The 23,270-nt window shown below is 62.6% G+C and carries 16 protein-coding genes, 2 tRNA genes, 2 rRNA genes and 1 pseudogene; 9 read left to right on the top strand and 12 right to left on the bottom strand.

Going from position 1 to position 23,270, the window contains the following annotated elements; genetic code table 11:
- The first annotated feature begins 2 nt into the window (after positions 1-2).
- A complete protein-coding gene (locus tag ACZZ0O_RS03345) occupies positions 3-2,348 on the top strand; it encodes a phosphomannomutase/phosphoglucomutase (protein WP_463592223.1) in 2,346 nt (781 codons plus the stop codon).
- Positions 2,349-2,479: 131 nt separating this feature from the next.
- Here the strand turns inward: ACZZ0O_RS03345 and ACZZ0O_RS03340 are convergent, their stop codons facing one another.
- From ACZZ0O_RS03340 to pyrE, 10 genes and pseudogenes are all read right to left on the bottom strand, one after another.
- The gene (locus ACZZ0O_RS03340) at positions 2,480-3,019 is read right to left on the bottom strand and encodes a hypothetical protein (protein ID WP_463592222.1); all 540 of its coding nucleotides are present in this window, start codon (positions 3,017-3,019) and stop codon (positions 2,480-2,482) included.
- A 220-nt stretch (positions 3,020-3,239) separates the two neighbouring features.
- Positions 3,240-3,581, bottom strand: coding sequence for a lipid-A-disaccharide synthase N-terminal domain-containing protein (locus ACZZ0O_RS03335; RefSeq protein ID WP_055847392.1), 342 nt, complete (start codon positions 3,579-3,581; stop codon positions 3,240-3,242).
- Positions 3,581-4,303, bottom strand: a complete 723-nt coding sequence (locus ACZZ0O_RS03330) for a glycosyltransferase family 2 protein (protein ID WP_115563215.1) — start codon at positions 4,301-4,303, stop codon at positions 3,581-3,583. The genes ACZZ0O_RS03335 and ACZZ0O_RS03330 overlap by 1 nt, the downstream gene beginning before the upstream one ends.
- A 261-nt stretch (positions 4,304-4,564) precedes the next feature.
- Entirely contained in the window at positions 4,565-5,530 is a 966-nt protein-coding gene (locus tag ACZZ0O_RS03325; RefSeq protein ID WP_463592221.1) for an SDR family NAD(P)-dependent oxidoreductase, read from the bottom strand.
- A 40-nt stretch (positions 5,531-5,570) separates the two neighbouring features.
- The gene (locus ACZZ0O_RS03320; RefSeq protein ID WP_463592220.1) at positions 5,571-6,299 is read right to left on the bottom strand and encodes a suppressor of fused domain protein; all 729 of its coding nucleotides are present in this window, start codon (positions 6,297-6,299) and stop codon (positions 5,571-5,573) included.
- Between the two features lie 89 nt (positions 6,300-6,388).
- Positions 6,389-6,676, bottom strand: a pseudogene (locus ACZZ0O_RS03315) (helix-hairpin-helix domain-containing protein); the annotation flags it as partial.
- Positions 6,677-6,701: 25 nt separating this feature from the next.
- Positions 6,702-7,631, bottom strand: coding sequence for a ParB/RepB/Spo0J family partition protein (locus ACZZ0O_RS03310; protein WP_055847405.1), 930 nt, complete (start codon positions 7,629-7,631; stop codon positions 6,702-6,704).
- Positions 7,631-8,428, bottom strand: coding sequence for a ParA family protein (locus tag ACZZ0O_RS03305; RefSeq protein ID WP_055847409.1), 798 nt, complete (start codon positions 8,426-8,428; stop codon positions 7,631-7,633). Before ACZZ0O_RS03305 ends, ACZZ0O_RS03310 begins: the two co-directional genes overlap by 1 nt.
- 115 nt (positions 8,429-8,543) lie before the next feature.
- Complete coding sequence (locus ACZZ0O_RS03300; protein ID WP_463592219.1) at positions 8,544-9,209, bottom strand: hypothetical protein; 666 nt, start codon at positions 9,207-9,209, stop codon at positions 8,544-8,546.
- A 22-nt stretch (positions 9,210-9,231) separates the two neighbouring features.
- On the bottom strand, positions 9,232-9,891 hold the full coding sequence (pyrE, locus tag ACZZ0O_RS03295) for an orotate phosphoribosyltransferase (RefSeq protein WP_463592218.1): 660 nt from the start codon (positions 9,889-9,891) through the stop codon (positions 9,232-9,234).
- Between the two features lie 122 nt (positions 9,892-10,013).
- Between pyrE and ACZZ0O_RS03290 the strand changes: the two genes are divergently transcribed.
- The 3 genes from ACZZ0O_RS03290 (at position 10,014) to ACZZ0O_RS03280 (ending at position 12,652) form a co-directional block, all read left to right on the top strand.
- Positions 10,014-10,814, top strand: a complete 801-nt coding sequence (locus ACZZ0O_RS03290) for an exodeoxyribonuclease III (RefSeq protein WP_463592217.1) — start codon at positions 10,014-10,016, stop codon at positions 10,812-10,814.
- Positions 10,815-11,070: 256 nt separating this feature from the next.
- Entirely contained in the window at positions 11,071-12,366 is a 1,296-nt protein-coding gene (locus tag ACZZ0O_RS03285) for an AmpG family muropeptide MFS transporter (RefSeq protein ID WP_463592216.1), read from the top strand.
- Between the two features lie 58 nt (positions 12,367-12,424).
- A complete protein-coding gene (locus ACZZ0O_RS03280; protein ID WP_055847421.1) occupies positions 12,425-12,652 on the top strand; it encodes a hypothetical protein in 228 nt (75 codons plus the stop codon).
- 416 nt (positions 12,653-13,068) lie between these two features.
- On the opposite strand, the gene ACZZ0O_RS03275 is transcribed toward ACZZ0O_RS03280, so the two are convergent.
- Complete coding sequence (locus ACZZ0O_RS03275) at positions 13,069-14,202, bottom strand: anhydro-N-acetylmuramic acid kinase (RefSeq protein WP_463592215.1); 1,134 nt, start codon at positions 14,200-14,202, stop codon at positions 13,069-13,071.
- A gap of 500 nt (positions 14,203-14,702) precedes the next feature.
- Complete coding sequence (locus tag ACZZ0O_RS03270; RefSeq protein WP_055847426.1) at positions 14,703-16,121, bottom strand: M23 family metallopeptidase; 1,419 nt, start codon at positions 16,119-16,121, stop codon at positions 14,703-14,705.
- Positions 16,122-16,291: 170 nt separating this feature from the next.
- Here ACZZ0O_RS03270 and tyrS point away from each other — a divergent pair, with 170 nt between their 5' ends.
- From tyrS to ACZZ0O_RS03245, 5 genes are all read left to right on the top strand, one after another.
- Positions 16,292-17,503 carry a tyrosine--tRNA ligase gene (gene tyrS / locus ACZZ0O_RS03265; protein WP_463592214.1) on the top strand — a complete coding sequence of 404 codons (1,212 nt, stop codon included), beginning with the start codon at positions 16,292-16,294 and terminating at the stop codon, positions 17,501-17,503.
- A gap of 728 nt (positions 17,504-18,231) precedes the next feature.
- Positions 18,232-19,778 (top strand): 16S ribosomal RNA (locus ACZZ0O_RS03260).
- Between the two features lie 94 nt (positions 19,779-19,872).
- A tRNA-Ala gene (locus ACZZ0O_RS03255) sits at positions 19,873-19,948 on the top strand.
- A 19-nt stretch (positions 19,949-19,967) separates the two neighbouring features.
- Positions 19,968-20,044: transfer RNA gene (locus tag ACZZ0O_RS03250), tRNA-Ile, on the top strand.
- A 228-nt stretch (positions 20,045-20,272) separates the two neighbouring features.
- Positions 20,273-23,153, top strand: a 23S ribosomal RNA gene (locus ACZZ0O_RS03245).
- The 16S and 23S rRNA genes sit together here with 2 tRNA genes alongside, the layout of an rRNA operon.
- The last annotated feature ends 117 nt before the right edge of the window (positions 23,154-23,270 follow it).

Below are 23,270 nucleotides of genomic sequence, written 5' to 3'. Positions count from 1 at the left end.
TCATGAGCAAGGCGAACGAGCGCAGGCAGGGGATGTCGAGCGTGCGTACGAGTGGTCCGGTGTTGGGAGGCATGTTGTTGCTGCTGGCCGCCTGGTTCGGTTGGAGCAGCTACGCGCAATGGCGTGAGGATGCGGCCGCCCAGAACCTGGCACAGGCACGCGACCGCGCCGTGCAGGATGTTGGCAAGGCGATGGCGGCGCAGGCCACCCAGCTCGATGCCGTGCTCAAGCAGCCGCCGGTGGCCAGTGCGTTGGCCAATGGGGACGCGTTGGCGGCCGCCTCGGCGATCCGCGAGCGCTTCAAGGGCGCCGAGGACGTACAGGTGCTGCCTGGCGATCTGGCGGCGGCCTATGCCAACCCCAAGGATTTCGGCTATGCGCGGCTGAGTCTGCTCGAATCGGCGTTGGTGGCGGGCCGTGCGCAAGTGCATGTGGTGCGCGATGCCAAGCAGGTGCGTCTGGGTGTAGCCGCCGCGGTGCGTCTGGGTGCACAGCCCGCGGTGGCCTATGCGCGGCTGCCGGTGCTGCGCCTGACCGGCCCGCTGGATGCGATCGCGGTGCCCGGCAGCGCCTACCTGGCATTGCGCCAGGGCAGCTACAACGTGGCCCAGCAGGGCGACGTGAGCTTGGCCGATGCGGCCGAAACACTGGCAAAACCGCTCGGCTCCAGCGGCCTGCGTGTGGCTGCTGCAGTCCCGCAAAGCGATAGCGGGCCACTGGGCCTGGGCGCGCTTGGCTGCGCCATCGTCGCCGCGTTGCTGGTCATCGTCGCCGTGTTGCTGGTGCTGGCCAGCCGTGGCCGGGTGGCGCTGCCGCGTCGCCGCGTTGCCGGCGAGTCGGCCACCGACGAACCGACCTTCAGTCAAAGCCTTCAGCACGACGCCAGCCTTGCCAGCGACGTGCGCGTGCTGGACGAGGCGACAGCGCCTGCGCCGCCGCCGCTGGTACCGGCGGTGCAGATCGCCAGCGAGATGTTCCGCGCCTACGACATCCGCGGCGTGGTCGGTAAAGACCTCAATCCAGGCGTTGCCGCGTTGATCGGCCAATCCATCGGCAGCGTGATGCAGGCGCAGGGGCTGCGCGATGTGGTGGTGGGGCGCGACGGGCGTCTGTCCGGACCGGAGCTGACCAATGGCCTGATCGAAGGCCTGCGGCGTGCCGGCTGCAACGTGACCGACATCGGCCTGGCGCCCACGCCAGTGGTGTATTTCGGCGCCTATGAACTGCGCGCCGGCAGCTGCGTGGCGGTTACCGGCAGCCATAATCCGCCCGACTACAACGGCTTCAAGATCGTCATCGGCGGCGAGACGCTGTCCGGCGCTGCAATCGCCGAGCTGCATCAGCGCATCAACGAAGGCCGCCTGCATACCGCAGCCACGCCGGGTGAGCTGGAACAGCGCGACATCAGCGATGCCTACATCCAGCGCATCGCCGACGACGTGCAGCTGGACCGCCCGATCAAGGTGGTGGTGGATGCCGGCAACGGCGCGGCCGGCGAGATTGCGCCGCGTCTGCTGGAAGCCATCGGTGCCGAGGTCGTGCCGCTGTATTGCGATATCGACGGCACTTTCCCCAATCATCACCCCGACCCGAGCGAGCCGCACAACCTCGACGATCTGGTGAAGATGGTGCAGCGCTTCGATGCGGACATCGGCGTGGCCTTCGATGGCGATGCCGACCGTCTGGGTGTGGTCACCAAGGAAGGCAAGGTGGTCTTCCCCGACCGCCTGCTGATGCTGTTCGCCGCCGACGTGCTGCAGCGCAACCCCGGCGCCCTGGTCATCTACGACGTGAAGTGCACCGGCAAGCTGTCGGACTACGTGCTGCGCAACGGCGGCAGCCCGCTGATGTGGAAGACCGGGCATTCGCTGATCAAATCCAAGATGCGCGAGACCGATGCCGAACTGGCCGGTGAGATGAGCGGGCATTTCTTCTTCAAGGAACGCTGGTACGGCTTCGACGACGGCATCTATGCCGCTGCGCGCTTGCTGGAAATCCTGGCCCAGCGCGAGGAAACCCCCTCCGAAGTGCTGGATGCCTTGCCGGAAAGCGTGTCCACACCGGAGATCAAGGTGCCTGTGGAGGGCGATGCGCATGCGCTGGTGGCGCGCTTTGTCGAGCGCGCGCAAGCCGGGGACGAGTCGCCGTTCGAATCGGCGCGTTTGTCGACGATCGATGGCCTGCGCGCGGATTTTGTCGATGGCTGGGGCTTGGTGCGTGCGTCCAACACCACGCCGATCCTGGTGCTGCGTTTCGAAGCCGACACCGACGCTGCGTTGGAGCGCATCCGCGCGCTGTTCCGCAGCCAATTGCAGGCATTGCTGCCCGAGCACCCGCTGGGGTTCTGAGCCGCGCACGCTGAGGGAAGTGCGCCCACCGCGTGGGCCGCGCTCACGGCCAGCTGGGGTGCCTGATGCGCGGCATAACCGCCGCGCATCGACTCGGCGCTTGCCGACGGATATCGAACGAGCATGCACGATCACGTTCTTGTGCCGCCCGCGCTTGCCAGGCAAGCGGCGGCGGCTTCCGATGCAGGTTGCCGTGCCGCAGCCCGCGCATCGGGCAACAGCCACACCGCGTCCCAGTACGGGTACGCGCCGATCCGCTCCGCCAGGCCGGCATGTAACGGCAGGGCGATCAGGCTGCGGGCGAATTGCCGATAATCGACCTGCAACGCCAGCGCGCTCGCCTCCATCTCCGGTTGCCAGACCGTGCCGCCGCGCCCGCGCGCACGATTGATCGCTTCGCCGGCGGCCTGCCGTGCAGCAGTCGCTGCGTGCAGCACGGTGGGTTTATCTGGCGCCTGCAGCAAGGCGCACCACATCTCTGGCAGCAACACCCAACACAGCACCTGCGCACCAAGCCAGCTGCGTGGCATCGCCAGGATGGCGGCCGCTGCACGCGCGCAGCGCCAGTCCGAAAACAGCGGTACGTGCTGATGTGTGTGCAGGCGCAGATGCCAATGCGTTATGGCAGGTGTGGACACGGCAAACGGGCGATGGAGCAGGGCGCTGGGCATGACCACAGCGTGCCCACGGCCTCAGCGCAGCGACATCGGCCGCCGGCGCGGTCTCAGGTCAGTCAATCGCGTATCGCCATGTCCGGACAAACGCATCGATTGTCGGCGCCGCTGCGGTCACAGCCGGTCGCACAGAACCCAAAGCATCACTTGCAGCGACAACAGCATCCACTCAACACGCTAGCCGTTAGCCGTTAGCCAAATCCCAAATCCCTGCCACTCAATGCTCCGCCCGATCCCGCTTCCAGCCGCGATGCTTCACATCCAGATACAGGCTGTAGAACGCGGTAAACGCCGGGAACATGTTCTGTAGCACGCCCACCGAATCCTGCTTGGCCGAGAACACGAAGTAGCTCAGCGTCATCAGGCTGCCGACCACGCTCATGTACCAGAACATCCGCGGAATCACCGGCTTGCCGGCACGCTTGGAGGCGACGAACTGCACCAGCCAGCGCCCGCCGAACATCAGCGCGCCCACATAGCCGATCAGCTTCCAGCCGGTAACGTGGATGCCGGTCCAGTACAGCCAGGTCAGCTGCTGGTCGAGAAAGGTCGGTTCCATCAACGCTCCTCCGCCACGGTGCGCTTGCTGCGGGTGATCAGCCACGCCACGCCGCGCAGATCGCGGATGCCGACCAGCGCGCGATTGAGATTGTTGTACTTGGACACGCCGGCGGTGCGATGGCGGTGGTTGACCGGCACGCTCACCGTGCGCCAGCCGGCGCGCTGCATCAGTGCCGGCAGGTAGCGGTGCATGTGGTCGAAGTAGGGCAGGTCCAGAAACGCCTCGCGCTCGAACAATTTGATGCCGCAGCCGGTGTCGGGCGTGTTGTCCTGCAGCATGCGCGAGCGGATCGCATTGGCCCACTTGCTGGCCCAGCGCTTGGACCCGGAATCCTGCCGGTTGACCCGCCAGCCGGCGAACAATTTGACCTGCGGCTCGGCCTGGCTACGCGCGATCAACAGCTTGGGGATGTCGGCCGGGTCGTTCTGGCCGTCGCCATCGAGCGTGGCGATCCAGCTGGCGCGCGCGGCCTTGACCCCGCTGCGCACTGCGGTGCTCTGGCCGCTCTGGGTCACGTGGTGCAGCACCCGCAGTTCCGGCGTGGTGGTCTTCAGGCCTTGCAGCACCGCCAGGGTGTCGTCGCGCGAATGGTCGTCGACGTAGACGATCTCGAAGGCCACCAGGCCGCGCAAGGCGACGACGATTTCGCCGATCAGGGCTGCGACGTTATCGCGCTCATTGAACACCGGGACGACGACGGAAAGCTGAGGTTGGCTCATGGATTCGTGGTGGCCCGATGATGGCTGAGCAAAAAAGATCGCGCATTGTGCCCTGACCGTCTGAGCCAGGCATGAAGCTGAGGCGCGTTATGTGCAGTGGAGCGCGCGCAAAACGGCCTGTAGCGTTCGTAGCAGGCAATCAACGCGGCTATCGAACGGCGCAAGCCTGCATCCGTCGGCGTGCCCCAGGACTCACCACATCGTAGTGTACGAACACACGCAGGGCGCGTGCTGCCTGAGTACCACGCGGCTGCGATGGGCTCAGGCACGCTCGCCGAAGTAGCTGCGGCACCACTCCACCACCTGCGGCAAGCCGCGTTCCACCGGGGTGGCCGGATCGAAGCCGAACGCAGCCTGCGCGCGCTGCGTGTCGGCCATGGTGCGGATCATGTCGCCTGGTTGCATCGGTTTGTAGACCTTTTCGGCCGGGCGGCCCGCGGCCTGGGCGATCACGTCGATGAAATATTCCAGTTCCACCGGGGTATGGTTGCCCAGGTTGAACACCCGGTGCGGGATCACCTCGCCGCTGGGGGTGTCCAGCGCGCCCAGCACGCCGGCCACGATATCGGCCACGAAGGTGAAGTCGCGCTGCATCTTGCCGTGGTTGAACACCTCGATCGGGCGTCCGGCCAGCACCGCGCGGCTGAAGATCAGCGGCGCCATGTCCGGCCGGCCCCACGGGCCATACACGGTGAAAAAGCGCAGCCCGGTAGCGCGCAAGCCGTACAGCTGCGCATAGGTATAGCCCATCAATTCGTTGGCAGCCTTGGTGGCTGCGTACAACGAACGCGGCTGGTCCACGCGCTGGTCTTCGGAAAATGGCGGGGTGGCCGAATCGCCGTAGACCGAGCTGCTGGACGCATACACCAAGTGCTGCACACCGCGGTGCCGGCATAGCTCGAGCATGTTGACGAAGCCGACCAGGTTGCTGTCGACATAGGCCGAAGGGTTTTCCAGCGAATAACGCACCCCGGCCTGTGCGGCAAGATGCACCACGCGGGTGGGCTGGATCTCGTCGAACAGCGCCGCCAGGCCCTCGCGGTCGGTCAGGTCCAGCGTGCGGATGTCGATCTGCGGGCACAACGCCGCCACCCGGTCGCGCTTGAGCTGCGGGTCGTAGTAGCTGTTGTAGTTGTCCAGGCCCACCACGTTCTCGCCACGCGCAGCCAGTGCGCGGCAGGTGTAGGCGCCGATGAAACCGGCAGCGCCGGTGACGAGGATGGTCATGGCAGTGGTCCTGAAAACATCAAAGGGAGGGAAGCAGCGCTCAGAGCAGCCCGAAAAAGCGCTTCTTTGCCACGTTGCGGCGGCGCAGGTCGATGTTGTCCTGAATCTTGCTGGCATCGAAGCGGTCCAGCAGTGCATCGCTGCCCTGGCTCAGCTTCAACGCCATTTCTTCCGGATACAACGGCACCGCCGTCATGAAGGCGATGGTTTTGTCGGCATCGATGCGCAGATGTGCGAACTCTGGCGGCGCGCTCAGCGGCGGCAGCACGATCGCGCCGTCGAAGGCGACGCCCGGCGCATACGGCTCGGCCGGGTTGCCATTGGGAACGGTATGGCCAAACCCCAGCCAGGTGTCGAACTTGTGCGGCAGCCGCGCCAGGTTCTTGAGCAGGCGGATGGGCCAGTAATGGCGCTCGTCGTCGAAGTCGCGCTGGTCCATCGGCCAGTCGGCCGGCAGGCTCAGCATCAGCTCCATGTAGCGCGGCGCCTCCACTCCGTCGGGCAGCGTCATCGGCAGATCGCTCATGCCCGAGGTCACCAGGCGCAGGGACGACAAGTGCGCATTGGGCGGCACGATGTGCACGTCCAGATGCACGGTGTCGGAGAGGATTTCATGAAATACGTTCGCAATCGGCCCGAGGTGCTGCTCGATATGCGCGCTGATCTGCTCGATGCTTTCTTCGCCGCGTGCCGGCTCGAAGTCCTTGGCCTGCGCGTGATGCAGGACCGGGCTGCCGGACGAGCTGATCGTCGCGTCGGCGTGGCTCATGGGCGGTGTTTGCCGTCGTTGCTGCTGCCAGTGCCGGTATTGGCGACACGGCGCGCCGGCAGCGGTGCAGTGGCTGGCGCCTCTGCGCGCTCGGCTGCCAACGTTGCCTTGCGCTCGGCGCTGAAGTCCCACCAATTGCGTGCCGGCTCGCCCTGCATGAAGCGCACCAGCGACAGGAACACATCGATCACGCACGGGTCATGGGTGACGCCGGTGCGCAGGCAGAGCTGGGCGTACATGTCATAGGCATCGCGGCCGTGCAGCTGCGCCGGCATGCGGATGCCGATCCGCTGCAGATCCTTTTCGCAGGCCGGCCCGACGTTGGGCAAGTCGGTCAGACGCAGTAGATGCGCGCGGTCCACTTTGGCGGGATGCATCGCTAATTCTCCTGCGCTGGCTGCATCACCCCTTGCGGGTGCGCAAGCGTTCCAGCACGCCTTCCAGGGTGTCCAGGTCGGTGTAATGGATCACCAGCTTGCCCTTGCCGCCGCGGCCGTGATTGAACACCACCTTGGTGCCCAGCGATTCGGACAGCTCGGTCTGCAGCGAGGCGATATCGGCCTGCGGCGCAGCGGTCACCGGCTTGCCCTTGCGCAGCGAGCCCGGCACCTTGCCGGCGGCGAACTGCTGCGCGCGGTGTTCGACCTCGCGCACCGACCAACCCTGGTCGGCCGCTTCCTGCGCCAGCTTGCTGGCCAGTTCCGGCGCCAGGGTGAGCAGCGCACGCGCATGGCCCATTTCCAGACGGCGGGTTTCCAGCAGCACCCGGATCGCCACCGGCAATTCCAGTAGTCGTAGCAGGTTGGACACCGACGCCCGCGAGCGGCCCACCGCTTCGGCAGCCTCGGCGTGGGTCAGCGAAAATTCGTCGATCAACCGCTGCAGCGCCTGCGCTTCTTCCAGCGGGTTGAGGTCTTCGCGCTGGATGTTCTCGATCAGCGCCATCGCGATGACGGTGCGGTCGTCCAGCTCGCGCACCACCACCGGCACTTCGCTCAGCCCGGCCAGCTGCGAGGCGCGCCAGCGGCGTTCGCCGGCCACGATCTCGAACTGCGCCGGCCCCAATGCGCGCGCCACGATCGGCTGGATCACGCCCTGCGCCTTGATCGACTCCGCCAGCTCGGCCAGCTTGACCTCGTCCATCTCCCGGCGCGGCTGGTACTTGCCCGGCTGTAGTTGTCCCACCGGCAACTGGCGCAGGGTGTCGCCCGGCTGCAGCGCGTCTTCGCTGGTTGCGCCAGGTGCCGTTGCCGCTGCTGCGCCCTTCGGTCCCAACAGCGCTTCCAGGCCACGGCCCAGACCGCGCTTCTTTGCCAGGGGCGGCTTGCTCATCAGACGGTCTCCACGGGCCGGACGGCCTTGTTGCGGTCGTTCTGGCGGCGCACGATTTCGCCGGCCAGCCCCAGGTACGCCACGCCACCGCGCGAGGTGCGGTCGTAACCGAGGATGCTCTGGCCATGGCTGGGCGCCTCGGCCAGGCGCACGTTGCGCGGCACGATGGTGCGGAACACCTTGTCGCCAAAATGCTCGGTCAGCTCGGCCGACACCGCATTTGCCAGGTTGTTGCGGATATCGAACATCGTGCGCAGCACGCCTTCGATTTCCAGCGCCGGGTTGAGGTTGGCACGCAGCGCTTCGATGGTTTCCAGCAGCGCGGTCAACCCTTCCAGTGCGTAGTACTCGCACTGCATCGGCACGATGATCGAGTCGGCCGCGGTCAGCGCATTGAGCGTCAGCAGCGACAACGCCGGCGGGCAGTCGATCAGGATGAAGTCGTACTCGTCGCGGATCGGCGCCAGCGCGCGCTTGAGCCGCTGCTCGCGCTCGCCCTGATCCATCAGCTGGATCTCGGCAGCGGTCAGGTCGATGTTGCCCGGCAGCAGGTCGAAGCCTTCCGGCGCGGTCACCCGGATCTCGGCAGCGGTGTTCTCGCCCAGCAGCAGATCGCAGGTTGAGGCGGCCACATCGCGCTTGTCGATGCCGCTGCCCATGGTGGCGTTGCCCTGCGAGTCCAGATCCACCAGCAACACACGCTTGGGCGCGCGCGCCAGGCCGGCCGCCAGATTGACTGCCGTCGTGGTCTTGCCGACGCCGCCTTTCTGGTTGGCAATGGCGATGATCCGGGCCATGCGGGAGAGCCTCGTGGGCAAGGAGTAAGACCGGCCATTATGCGGGCAGGGCGTCGGATCGGGAAATGCCGCCCGCAGCGGCGCGGCAGGCGAGCGGGAATGCCGCCTGTGCGGTTCAGCCGGTGGGCGCGGTGGCGCCGGGCGGTTCCTTCATGGCGCGGTAGCGCTGCAGGATGTCGGCAATTTCGCCGTCCAGCGCGGTGCGCTGCTGCTCGAAGCTGGTCTGCAGCCGCAACTGCGCCATCAGTTCGCGATGGCGTTGCTGAATGTCGCCGGCCAGCTTGTCGGCCACTGCCTGGCCGGCCAGCTCGCGGTCGCCGGCGGCACGCAACATGCTGGCCAGGCCCTCGCGCAGGCTGGTGACATTGAAGCGTGCGGTGTGGATGTTGTTGTCCACGATGGCGATGCGCTCGTTGAACACCCGGCGCAGATCGTCCTCGCTCTGATACGACATCAGCATGGCCTGATCGGTGCGCTGGCGCATCTGCTCGGCGGCCAGGTCGGCCTGGCGTTGTTGCTCATTGGCCGCGGCCGCAGTGCGCTCGTCGCTACTCAACGCGCGCTGTACCTCGGCGCTGCGCATGCCACTTTTGACGTTGAACTCGTCGCGCGCCTGATTCACCGCCTCCGGTGGCAGCGTATCGCTGCACACCCGGGCGCCGTTCTGGTTCCAGCAGTACAGCTTCTTGGCGGCCGGCTTGTCCTGCGCAGCAACCGGCACGGCCATGACAGCCACGGTCACGGCAGCGAGTAACGCCAAACGTCTGTGTTTCGGCATCATCGCAGCCCCCTGTCGCCTGCCGTCAGCCTGTGGTGTCGGTTCCGTAGCGGCCACGATAGGCCAGCAGCGGTTCCCAGTAGCCGACAAGGTCGGCGTTTCCTGCCGCAAAAGCAAGCAGATCGGCCAGGTTGGCCACCGCGATCACCGGAATGCCGGCCTCGGCCGCCACCGCTTGCGCCGCCGAACGGCGGTCCTGCTCGGAGGCGATCTCCTGCCGGTCCAGCGCCACCACGATGCCGGACGGCGTACCGCCAGCGGCGCGGATGATGCCCAGCGCCTCGCGAATCGCGGTGCCGGCGGTGATCACGTCATCGACGATCAGCACCTTGCGCCCGGCCAGCGGCGCGCCGATCAGGGTGCCGCCCTCGCCATGATCCTTGGCTTCCTTGCGGTTGAACGCCAGCGGCAGATCGCGCCCGCGCCCGGCATAGGCACAGGCCAGCGCGGTGGCCAGCGGGATGCCCTTGTAGGCCGGGCCGAACAGCAGGTCGAACTCCACCCCGGCCGCATCGATCGCATCGGCATAGCACTGCGCCAGCTGCGCGGTCTTGACCCCGGAATCGAAGCGCCCGGCGTTGAAGAAGTACGGGCTGAGCCGCCCGGACTTGAGCGTGAACTCGCCAAAGCGCAGGGCATCGGCGCCCAGGGCCAGTTGCAGGAAACGGGTGCGGTGGTCGGTCATTGGACGGGAATGGGGAATAGGGAATGGAGAATCGTAAAGCCTACCCCAGCCGCACAAGGAAGGCTGCCGGTGCGCGATGCGTTTACCATTCCCTATTCCCGACTCCCCATTCCCGGCCCCCAATGCGCATCATCAGTTTCAACGCCAACGGCCTGCGCTCGGCCGCCAGCAAAGGTTTCTTCGAGTGGTTCGCCACCCAGGACGCGGACGTGCTGTGCATCCAGGAAACCAAGGCGCAGGAGCATCAGCTGACCGGGCCGGAATTCCTGCCCGCTGGCTACAAGGCCTGGTTTCGCGATGCCAGCACCAAGAAGGGCTACAGCGGCGTGGCGATCTACGCCAAGCGCGCGCCCGACGAAGTGCGCACCGCGCTGGGCTGGCCGGAGTTCGACGAAGAAGGCCGCTACATCGAAGCGCGCTTCGGCAATCTGAGTGTCGTGTCCTTCTATATCCCGTCCGGGTCTTCCGGCGAGCTGCGCCAGGGCTACAAGTTCCAGGTGATGGAATGGCTACGGCCGATCCTGGACGAGTGGCTGGTCAGTGGTCGCCAGTACGTGCTGTGCGGCGACTGGAACATCGTGCGCTCGGCGCTGGACATCAAGAACTGGAAGTCCAACCAGAAAAATTCCGGCTGCCTGCCGCCCGAGCGCGATTGGCTCAATGGCCTGTGCGCCGACGCGGCAAGCGAAGCCAGCGCCGCCGACGGCCGTGGTTGGGTCGACAGCTACCGCGTCCTGCATCCGCAGGGCGAGGACTACACCTGGTGGAGCAATCGCGGCGCGGCGCGCGCCAACAATGTCGGTTGGCGCATCGACTACCAGCTGGTCACCCCCGGCCTGCGCGACGCATTGCAGGCCTGCGCGATCTATCGTGAGCAGCGCTTCTCCGATCACGCGCCGTATATCGTGGATTACGCGCAGTGAGTGAGCGCGTGCAGCCGGCCGGCGCTGCGACCGGTAAGGATGGACGGTCGATTGGTTCAGTGCCTGCAACCAACAGAGACATGGCTGCGATGAGGATCGGCATATGGACAGCACGTCGCTGCTGGGGTCTGGTCAGTGCAGGTATTGGGCATCCCCTCTGGACCGGCCTGCTCGCCTCCGGGAGCTCGGCCTGCGCGCCGGCCGCTGACAATCCACCGGCCGTATCGCTCGCCAATCGCTTCCACCGGCTGCACGCATGACCAAGCCCGCGCCAAAATACAAAGGGTTGCGCGGCATCCGGCAGGCATTCGCCACTCCATCGGCGGCGACCATGGCGCTGCTGGGTTTCGGCAGCGGGCTGCCATTCCTGCTGATCGCCTCGCAGACGCTGTCGACCCGGCTGCGCGATGTCGGCCTGGACCTGGGCAGCATCGGCCTGATCAGCCTGGCCAGCTTCTTCTATCTGCTCAAATTCCTGTGGGCGCCGCTGATCGACCGCTACGCGTTTCCGCTGACCGCCTTCCTGGGCCGTCGCCGGTCCTGGCTGCTGGTCGCGCAGATCGGCGTGACTATCGGCCTGGTCGCACTGGCGTTTTCGCGGCCGGACCTGAGCGTCACCGGGCTGGTGAGCTGGGTGCTGTTCGCCTCGTTCTGGGGCGCCACCCAGGATTCGGTTGTGGATGCCTATCGCATCGAGATCGCCCCGGAGACCGCACAGGCCGCGTTGGCCGCGACCTACACGCTGGGGTATCGCGTCGGTTTGATCCTGGGCGGCGCGGGTGCGCTGTACATGGCCGAATACCTCGACTGGACCTGGGCCTACCTGGGCATGTCGGCGTTAATGGTGCTGCCGATCATCACCACCCTGGTATGCCGGGAGCCGGACCGCCCCGAAGCCACCGTGGTACGCCGCGTCGACGTTGCGGGTGCATTCTGGCAGCCCATTTCCAGCTTCTTTTCCAGCAATGGCCTGGCGCTGGGGATTGTGCTGCTGCTATTCGTCGGCCTGTACAAGTTCCCCGACCAAGTGATCGGCGTGATGGCCGGCCCGTTCTATCTGGACTCCGGCTATACCAAGGCCGACATTGCCACCGTCTCCAAGCTGTTCGGTGTCTGGATCGGCATTGCCGGTGCCTTCGCCGGTGGTGCCGCAGTGGCGGCGTTCGGCTTTCGCCGCATGTTGCTGGTGGCCTCGCTGGGAGTGGCGCTGTCCAATCTGGCCTTCCTGCTGATGGCGCATAACCCGGGCAAGCTGTGGGCGTTCTACGCCGCGCTCAGTGCCGACAACCTGTTCCAGGGCTTTGCTGCCACCGTGCTGGTGGCCTTTATGTCGTCGCTGACCGATCGCAACTTCACTGCTACCCAGTACGCACTGCTGGTGTCGCTGGCTAATCTGCCGGGCAAGTTCGCCGGCGGCGTGTCCGGGTTCCTGGTCCAGGCCACCTCATACAGCACTTTCTTCATCCTCAGCGCGCTCACCGTGATTCCCACCCTGGCGCTGCTGGCCTGGCTATGGCCGCGCTTGCTGGCACACGACCGGCGGCCGGATTGAAACGTCCGCCAAGGTTGCCGATGATGCCGGCGGGGCAATCCATCGCACGAGGAAGGGCATGACCGATCTGGTGTTGCGTGATATCGATCCGGTGCTGGTAGACCGCATCCGCCGCATTTCCGTCGCACGCGGCTGGACCCAGCACCAGACCGTCATGCATCTGCTCGAACAAGGCCTGTTCGCCAGCGAGTTCGAAGTCACCGGTGGCCTGCAGCACCCGGAAGTCGATGCCCTGGCCGAAGCCATCGCCGCGCTCAAGGCGCTGCCGGCCGGCAACACGCCTTAGAGCGGCTGACAAAAACGGCGCGGACAGTCTTCGGATGGGTGCCGAACGCGTGCTCAGAATCGCAGTTGCGTGTGGTAAGCAAGGCTTGCCAGCACTGCACGCGCCCGCCTGGCGGTGCGCGCAGTTATCTTGTTAGCCGCTCTCCGCGGTCACTCTCTACCTGCGCGCCTTGCAAGGTGTTCGTCGTAGAGCTTCAGCTCAATCGATGCATCCAGTTGCGCAGGCCAAGCCAGTCGTTATGAATGCAGTTGCCATGGATTACCGCCCATGCATCACTCACTGAGCGCTACGGCTCGATAGCGGCCGGCAAGCTTGCGTGTTTTCAGGACCACCGCGTTGCATTGGCCTTGGCAACCTGGCGCGTTGCGCCAGCGCGGGCCCCTGGCTTAGGGTGCCAGCGTTGGTCGTGTGGCGATTCACGCCGGATAGATCGCCCCCAGCAGTCGCGGCCCCGCAGCCCCGGTGACCGAAGGCAGATTTGCCGGGCGCCCGGCCAGCAACTCGGCCGCCAGCCATGCAAATCCCATCGCCTCGAGATAATCCGGGTCCAGCCCGTGTCGTGCGCTGGATTCCACCACCACACCTGGCAGCCGCGCCGCCAGCCGCGCCATCAGTACCGGATTGCGCACGCCGCCGCCGCACACCAGCACGCGGCGGGTCTGCGGCTGCAGGCGCAGCAAGGCATCGGCCACGGTAGCGGCAGTGAGCTCGAGCAAGGTGGCCTGCACATCGGCGGCCTGCAGCGTCGCGCTGCCCATCGCCTGCCGCACCCAGGCCAGATGGAAATGTTCGCGCCCAGTGCTCTTGGGCGGCGCCAGCGCAAACCACGGGTCGGCCAGCAACGCCTGCAGCAACGACGCATCCACACTGCCACTGGCAGCAAACGCACCCTCGGCGTCGAACGCCGTGCCGCGATGGTGCAGGCACCAGCTATCCAGCAACGCATTGGCCGGGCCGGTGTCGAAGCCCAGCACCCTGCCGTCGCGCGGAATCAAGGTCAGGTTGCCGATCCCGCCCAGATTGAGCACGGCGCGGTCTTCATCGCCAGCCCCCAGCATCGCCAGATGAAACGCCGGCATCAGCGGCGCGCCCTGGCCCCCGGCCGCCACATCGCGGCGGCGGAAGTCGGCCGCCGTGGTGATCCCGGTGTGCTCGGCAATCCGGCTCGCATCGCCGATCTGCCAGGTAAAGGCTGGGTCGCCGGTCGGCCGATGGCGAATGGTCTGCCCATGCGAGCCGATTGCGCGGATGTGCTGTCGCGCGATGCCACAGGTGTCGATCAATTGATTGGCCGCGTCCGCGAAGGCCAGGCCTACCTGCGCATCCAGCTGGCCCAGCGCATCGATGGCGATGGTCTCGGCGCCCTGGCCCAGCGCCACCAACGTCTCGCGCAGCTGCGGTGCCCACGGCACTGTCATGCCTGCCACCAGTTCGCAACGACAGTGGCGGTCATCGGCAAAACGCACCAGCGCAGCATCGATGCCATCGGCGCTGGTGCCCGACATCAGGCCCAGATACAGCGGGGAGTTTTCGTGTTCCAGAACAGTCATGCCAGAGCCAATTGCGCAGCGGTCACCCAGCTTGTGCAGCTCAGGGAGGCCAGTCAACTGGCCTGTCGATGGGCTGGCCCGGAAGGGCGGTGACCCTTACAAGCGAAGGCCGCCAGCAGACAGGAATCCACGCGACCATCTAGGAGCGGCGAGCAAAGCGTCGCGAGCAATCGTCAGGTGGGGATGGACGACGCGGAAAAACCGGAGTGTACGAGGGTGAGCTGCTGCAACGAGCACCGTCCGCGCCCGTCTGTTGGCTGCACCGTAGCTTTGTCAGCTGCTTTCAATGCGGCGCTGACGTCTTCACCGCTTCCGCTGATTGCAACAGTTTGCTGACGTGCTGACGTGCTGACGTGCTGGTCGGCGCGGACACGCGTGCCGACCATGGGCACTGCCAAGAGCGCCCCGCAGATCTCAAGCGAACTCGCGCAACTGCAGTCGCTCGGCACGGCGGCACGCGGACCAGTGCGACCCGCACCGGTTAATGTCCGCTGTGTTCCTCAGCCGCGCGACTTGTTCTTGGCGGGTTTGTTGGCATCGGCATAGATCATCTTTTCCATGCCTTCGATGCGCGCCATGGCCGGTGCGGTCTGTGCACGGAAGGCGGCCAGTTCGGCGCCCTGCAGCGGCTCCGGCGGCGGCATCGTCACCGACATCGGGTTGCGCTGCTGCCCGGCGACCCGGAATTCGTAATGCAGATGCGGGCCGGTGGCCAGGCCGGTCATGCCGACATAGCCAATCACCGTGCCCTGATTGATGCGCTGGCCGGCCTTGACCTTGCCGAAGCGCGACATGTGCCCGTACAGCGTGCTGTAGTTCTTGCCGTGATCCAGGATCACGACATTGCCGTAGCCGCGCTGGGTGCCGACGAACACCACCCGCGCATCGCCGGCCGCCATGATCGGCGTGCCCGACGCGGCCGCGTAATCCACACCTTTATGCATGCGCATCGTGCCCAGCACCGGATGCTTGCGCGCACCGAAGGTGGAGCTGATGCGGCTATACGCCACCGGCATGCGGATAAAGCTCTTCTTCAACGGCCGGCCGGTGATGTCGTAATACTCGGCCGGCTTGCCGGCGCGCTCGAAGCGGAATCCGGTGTAGGTCTTGCCGCCGGTGGTGAAGGTCGCCGCCAGGATGTCGCCGGTGTTGATCCGCTCGCCCTCGCGCCAGGTTTCATCCATCACCACGCTGAAACGGTCGCCCGGCTGCAGATCCTTGTCGAAGTCGATGTCGTACTTGAAGATCTCGTCGGTCATGATCGCCACCGCAGCTGGCGACAGCCCGGACTTGCCGGCCGAGGCGGACAGCGAACTGCTGATCTCACCGCTGGCCACCACGGTGCGCGTGGTCGTCGCGCGCTCGGTCACCTTTTCGCGCACGCTGTCGCCCAATAGGCGCAATTCCACCCGATGGCTGTCGTCGCGATCAAAGCGCAGCGCTCGTAACTCACCCGGCGTCGGCAGATCGAACGCAATCTCGGTCCCCGGGCGCAGCTTGGTCAGCGCCTCCTTGGTGCCCGGATGCGCCAGCACCTGATACATCACTGCAGTCGGGATTCCCAACTCCCCGAACAACGTACTCAGCGTCTGGCCCGACTTGACCTGCAGGATTTCCCACTCGGTGCTCGGCGCCAATTGCTTGCGGCTAGGCACCAGCGGAGGCAATGGCAATGCCAGCGTGGAATGGCTGGAGAGCGGGGTGTCGATGGCATTGGAGAAACCCGGCACGATCGTGGCCACCATCGCGCCGATGGTCGCGAACAGGCTGGCGTGGATCCAGTGGCGGCGCGTCCAACGGTCGTTGAACGCGGCCGGGAGGTGCTGCTTGAGCTTGCGATGCAGTGCAGTGTCGTGGAGGACGTGGAGGCGTTCTTGAAAGCGCCGTTTGCGTGCACGGCCCTGCTCTGAGTTCTGCATCGTTGGATTTCCTCGCTGGCTCGAAGTGCGAGCCCAATCGCCGGTACCATAGACAGCCTGTAACAGCGCGTCAAACCATTGAGCCTGTTCATTATTTTCACTTGGCGCGGAATTAACCCGCGTTTAACATCATTCACGTTGTTGACGGCAAACGCCGCTGGAGTCTGTGGTTGGCCACTATCGAAGAATCCCTTGCACTCATCGGCCGTGGCGCCGACGAGATTCTCAAGCTCGATCAGCTTGAAGCCCGCCTGACGTCGGGCGTCCCGCTGCGGGTAAAGGCCGGCTTCGACCCCACGGCGCCGGATCTGCACCTGGGCCACACCGTGTTGCTCAACAAGATGCGGCAATTTCAGGAGCTGGGTCACCAGGTCATCTTTCTGATCGGCGACTTCACCGGCATGATCGGCGACCCGAGCGGCAAGAACGTCACCCGCAAACCGCTCAGTCGCGAAGATGTGCTAGCTAATGCCCGCACCTATGAAGAGCAGGTCTTCAAGATCCTGGACCGCGAGCGCACCGAAGTACGCTTTAACTCCGAGTGGTTCGGCCAGATGAGCGCCGCCGACATGATCAAGCTGTCCGCCCAGCACACCGTGGCGCGCATGCTCGAGCGCGACGATTTCGCCAAGCGCTTCGCCGGCCAGCAGCCGATCGCCATCCACGAGTTCCTCTATCCATTGGTGCAAGGCTACGACTCGGTGGCGTTGAAGGCCGACGTCGAGCTGGGCGGCACCGATCAGAAGTTCAACCTGTTGATGGGCCGTGGTCTGCAGGAGCATTACGGCCAGGCACCACAGGTCGTGCTGACCATGCCGTTGCTGGAAGGGCTGGACGGCGTCGCCAAGATGTCCAAGTCGCTGGGCAACTACATCGGTATCAATGAGCCGGCGATCGATATCGTCACCAAGACCATGAAGATCGGCGACGAGCTGACCTGGCGCTGGATCGATCTGTTGTCCTTCGACATCGGCGTGGCCGAGGCGGCACGCCTGAAAGAGCAGGTCGCTTCCGGTGAACTGCACCCGCGCGATGTCAAATTGCGCCTAGCCCGCGAACTGACGACGCGTTTCCACGATGCAGCGACAGCCGAACAGGCCATCGCCGGCTGGCACGCCGTGGTCACAGGGCAGGGCGACACCAGTCTGCTGCCGCTGCAGGAGGTCGTGGTCCCGGCGGAAGGACTGCGGATCGCCAGCCTGCTGACGGCTGCCGGGCTTACGCCGAGCAACTCAGAGGCCAATCGCAAGCTCAAGGAGCGTGCGGTCAAGATCGACGGTGAGGTGATCGAGGATGCCGGCCGCGTCTTCGGCCCAGGATTCGAAGCCGTCATCCAGGTGGGCAAGCGCAATTTCGCTAGGGTATTGCTGGTCGCTGCGTGAGCCGGCTGCAGCGTTGCTGCACAGCCGCAACATTGGGTCGCTGTCGCAACACTCTATATATGTGAGTCGCGACCCATCCGTTGCCTTTCAATGTGTCCTGCGAGACCAAACGAGTGCCAGCGCAAGCATTTGGCAACCTCGTGAAATTTTTTTCACAAAAGGCTTCCCAAAATTGTCTCGTAGGCATATAGTTCGCCTCCCCCGACGCAACGGACTCCGCAAACGCGGAACCAGAGCGAAAGGGTTCGAAAATTCCCTGAAATTAGGGTGTTGACGAAACGGAAAAGCCGGCTATGATGGGCGGCTCGCTACACGGAAAGACGCTACGGCGGATTGAGGTGCAGCGGCGACAACTTCCTCTTCACGAGGGGTTGACGGAGATGAAAAGCCTGCTAATATGGCCGGCTCGCTTCGCAGAAAACCTTCGGGTTGAAACGAAGCAGCGTCAACCACCTCGGAAACAAGGTGTTGACGGCAAGAAAAAGTCCGCTATAATGGGCGGCTCGCTTCGACGGAAACGACGAAGCTGACGGGAACGGCGCTGAGGCCACTTCCCAATGTTCTTTGACAGTGTGCGCAGGTAATTTGTGCGGACGCCTGCAGGAAGGATGATTGTCCATCTTGCAGACGTTTAATCAAAAAGCAACATATTAATTGCTTTGCAAGCGATAAGTTGTCAGTGGTTGAACTTCTGCAGCTAAAGTAATTTGTCTTCGGACATGTAATTTTAAGTGAAGAGTTTGATCCTGGCTCAGAGTGAACGCTGGCGGCAGGCCTAACACATGCAAGTCGAACGGCAGCACAGTAAGAGCTTGCTCTTATGGGTGGCGAGTGGCGGACGGGTGAGGAATACATCGGAATCTACTCTTTCGTGGGGGATAACGTAGGGAAACTTACGCTAATACCGCATACGACCTACGGGTGAAAGCGGAGGACCTTCGGGCTTCGCGCGATTGAATGAGCCGATGTCGGATTAGCTAGTTGGCGGGGTAAAGGCCCACCAAGGCGACGATCCGTAGCTGGTCTGAGAGGATGATCAGCCACACTGGAACTGAGACACGGTCCAGACTCCTACGGGAGGCAGCAGTGGGGAATATTGGACAATGGGCGCAAGCCTGATCCAGCCATGCCGCGTGGGTGAAGAAGGCCTTCGGGTTGTAAAGCCCTTTTGTTGGGAAAGAAAAGCAGTCGGTTAATACCCGATTGTTCTGACGGTACCCAAAGAATAAGCACCGGCTAACTTCGTGCCAGCAGCCGCGGTAATACGAAGGGTGCAAGCGTTACTCGGAATTACTGGGCGTAAAGCGTGCGTAGGTGGTGGTTTAAGTCTGTTGTGAAAGCCCTGGGCTCAACCTGGGAATTGCAGTGGATACTGGGTCACTAGAGTGTGGTAGAGGGTAGCGGAATTCCCGGTGTAGCAGTGAAATGCGTAGAGATCGGGAGGAACATCCGTGGCGAAGGCGGCTACCTGGACCAACACTGACACTGAGGCACGAAAGCGTGGGGAGCAAACAGGATTAGATACCCTGGTAGTCCACGCCCTAAACGATGCGAACTGGATGTTGGGTGCAATTTGGCACGCAGTATCGAAGCTAACGCGTTAAGTTCGCCGCCTGGGGAGTACGGTCGCAAGACTGAAACTCAAAGGAATTGACGGGGGCCCGCACAAGCGGTGGAGTATGTGGTTTAATTCGATGCAACGCGAAGAACCTTACCTGGTCTTGACATCCACGGAACTTTCCAGAGATGGATTGGTGCCTTCGGGAACCGTGAGACAGGTGCTGCATGGCTGTCGTCAGCTCGTGTCGTGAGATGTTGGGTTAAGTCCCGCAACGAGCGCAACCCTTGTCCTTAGTTGCCAGCACGTAATGGTGGGAACTCTAAGGAGACCGCCGGTGACAAACCGGAGGAAGGTGGGGATGACGTCAAGTCATCATGGCCCTTACGACCAGGGCTACACACGTACTACAATGGTAGGGACAGAGGGCTGCAAACCCGCGAGGGCAAGCCAATCCCAGAAACCCTATCTCAGTCCGGATTGGAGTCTGCAACTCGACTCCATGAAGTCGGAATCGCTAGTAATCGCAGATCAGCATTGCTGCGGTGAATACGTTCCCGGGCCTTGTACACACCGCCCGTCACACCATGGGAGTTTGTTGCACCAGAAGCAGGTAGCTTAACCTTCGGGAGGGCGCTTGCCACGGTGTGGCCGATGACTGGGGTGAAGTCGTAACAAGGTAGCCGTATCGGAAGGTGCGGCTGGATCACCTCCTTTTGAGCATGACGTCATTCGTCCTGTCGGGCGTCCTCACAAATTACCTGCATTCAGAGATTCATACCGGCACAGGTCGGTATGCGAAGTCCCTTTTGGGGCCTTAGCTCAGCTGGGAGAGCACCTGCTTTGCAAGCAGGGGGTCGTCGGTTCGATCCCGACAGGCTCCACCATATTGAGTGAAAAGACTTCGGGTCTGTAGCTCAGGTGGTTAGAGCGCACCCCTGATAAGGGTGAGGTCGGTAGTTCGAGTCTACCCAGACCCACCACTCTGAATGTAGTGCACACTTAAGAATTTATATGGATCAGCGTTGAGGCTGATACATGTTCTTTTATAACTTGTGACGTAGCGAGCGTTTGAGATATCTATCTAAACGTGTCGTTGAGGCTAAGGCGGGGACTTCGAGTCCCTAAGTAATTGAGTCGTATGTTCGCGTTGGTGGCTTTGTACCCCACACAACACGTACATATAGCTCCGAGGCAACTTGGGGTTATATGGTCAAGCGAATAAGCGCACACGGTGGATGCCTAGGCGGTCAGAGGCGATGAAGGACGTGGTAGCCTGCGAAAAGTGTCGGGGAGCTGGCAACAAGCTTTGATCCGGCAATATCCGAATGGGGAAACCCACTGCTTCGGCAGTATCCTGCAGTGAATTCATAGCTGCTGGAAGCGAACCCGGTGAACTGAAATATCTAAGTAACCGGAGGAAAAGAAATCAACCGAGATTCCCTAAGTAGTGACGAGCGAACGGGGAACAGCCCTTAAGCTGGAATGGCTTTAGAAAAACAATCTGGAAAGATTGGCCATAGAAGGTGATAGCCCTGTATTTAAAAGGGCCACTCCAGTGAAGACGAGTAGGGCGGGGCACGTGAAACCCTGTCTGAATATGGGGGGACCATCCTCCAAGGCTAAATACTCCTGACCGACCGATAGTGAACCAGTACCGTGAGGGAAAGGCGAAAAGAACCCCGGAGAGGGGAGTGAAATAGATCCTGAAACCGTGTGCGTACAAGCAGTAGGAGCTCGCAAGAGTGACTGCGTACCTTTTGTATAATGGGTCAGCGACTTACTGTTCGTGGCAAGCTTAACCGTATAGGGGAGGCGAAGGGAAACCGAGTCTGATAAGGGCGCATAGTCGCGGGCAGTAGACCCGAAACCGGGTGATCTAGTCATGGCCAGGGTGAAGGTGCCGTAACAGGTACTGGAGGCCCGAACCCACGTCTGTTGCAAAAGACGGGGATGAGCTGTGATTAGGAGTGAAAAGCTAATCGAACCCGGAGATAGCTGGTTCTCCTCGAAAGCTATTTAGGTAGCGCCTCGGACGAATACTACTGGGGGTAGAGCACTGTTATGGCTAGGGGGTCATCGCGACTTACCAAACCATTGCAAACTCCGAATACCAGTACGTACTATCCGGGAGACACACGGCGGGTGCTAACGTCCGTCGTGAAAAGGGAAACAACCCAGACCCACAGCTAAGGTCCCAAATTCACTGCTAAGTGGAAAACGATGTGGAAAGGCACAGACAGCCAGGAGGTTGGCTTAGAAGCAGCCACCCTTTAAAGAAAGCGTAATAGCTCACTGGTCGAGTCGGTCTGCGCGGAAGATTTAACGGGGCTAAGCAGTGAACCGAAGCTTGGGGTGCATAAAACTTGTTTTATGCGCGGTAGAGGAGCGTTCCGTAAGCCTGCGAAGGTGGATTGAGAAGTCTGCTGGAGGTATCGGAAGTGCGAATGCTGACATGAGTAACGATAATGCGGGTGAAAAGCCCGCACGCCGAAAGCCCAAGGTTTCCTTGCGCAACGTTAATCGACGCAGGGTTAGTCGGTCCCTAAGGCGAGGGCGAAAGCCGTAGTCGATGGGAAGCAGGTTAATATTCCTGCACCTCGCGTGAGTGCGATGGAGGGACGGAGAAGGTTAGGTGTACCGGGCGTTGGTTGTCCCGGGGAAAGGCGGTAGGTTTGAATCTTTGGCAAATCCGGGATTCTTTAAGACCGAGCACCGAGACGAGCCTTTATGGCGAAGTCACTGATACCACGCTTCCAGGAAAAGCTCCTAAGCTTCAGCTCACGAAGACCGTACCGTAAACCGACACAGGTGGGTAGGATGAGAATTCTCAGGCGCTTGAGAGAACTCGGGTGAAGGAACTAGGCAACATGGCACCGTAACTTCGGGAGAAGGTGCACCCTTTTTGGTGGCTCATGCGAGCTATAGCTGAAGAGGGTCGCAGAAACCAGGCCGCTGCGACTGTTTATCAAAAACACAGCACTCTGCAAACACGAAAGTGGACGTATAGGGTGTGACGCCTGCCCGGTGCTGGAAGGTTAATTGATGGGGTCAGCCGCAAGGCGAAGCTCTTGATCGAAGCCCCAGTAAACGGCGGCCGTAACTATAACGGTCCTAAGGTAGCGAAATTCCTTGTCGGGTAAGTTCCGACCTGCACGAATGGCGTAACGACAGCGGCGCTGTCTCCACCCGAGACTCAGTGAAATTGAAATCGCTGTGAAGATGCAGCGTTCCCGTGGCAAGACGGAAAGACCCCGTGAACCTTTACTATAGCTTTACACTGAACGTTGAGTTCGTCTGTGTAGGATAGGTGGGAGGCTATGAAACTGTGGCGCTAGCTGCAGTGGAGCCATCCTTGAAATACCACCCTGTCGTGCTTGACGTTCTAACCTAGATCCGTTATCCGGATCAGGGACCGTGTATGGTGGGTAGTTTGACTGGGGCGGTCTCCTCCTAAAGAGTAACGGAGGAGCACGAAGGTACGCTCAGCGCGGTCGGACATCGCGCACTGTGTGCAAAGGCATAAGCGTGCTTGACTGCAAGATCGACGGATCAAGCAGGTACGAAAGTAGGTCTTAGTGATCCGGTGGTTCTGTATGGAAGGGCCATCGCTCAACGGATAAAAGGTACTCCGGGGATAACAGGCTGATACCGCCCAAGAGTTCATATCGACGGCGGTGTTTGGCACCTCGATGTCGGCTCATCACATCCTGGGGCTGTAGTCGGTCCCAAGGGTATGGCTGTTCGCCATTTAAAGTGGTACGCGAGCTGGGTTCAGAACGTCGTGAGACAGTTCGGTCCCTATCTGCCATGGGCGTTGGAAGTTTGAGAGGGGCTGCTCCTAGTACGAGAGGACCGGAGTGGACGAACCTCTGGTGTTCCGGTTGTCACGCCAGTGGCATTGCCGGGTAGCTATGTTCGGAAGCGATAACCGCTGAAAGCATCTAAGCGGGAAGCGCGCCTCAAGATGAGACTTCCCGGGGCACAAGCCCCCTAAAGGAACCATATAGACTATGTGGTTGATAGGTCAGGTGTGTAAGTACAGCAATGTATTGAGCTAACTGATACTAATGATCCGTGCGGCTTGACCATATAACCTCAAGTTGCCTTGGTCCCAACGAACGTTGGTAGATCCGCAAACGCAAGCTACGTCACAAGTTAACTATGCGAGACGAGCGCCGTAGGCGCTTCAACGCAAACGCTTGCACC

It is taken from the genome of Xanthomonas sp. AC360 (genome assembly GCF_979258225.1).
The sequence above is the reverse complement of the archived record's forward strand: the minus strand, read 5'-3'. Positions and strand labels throughout refer to the sequence as shown.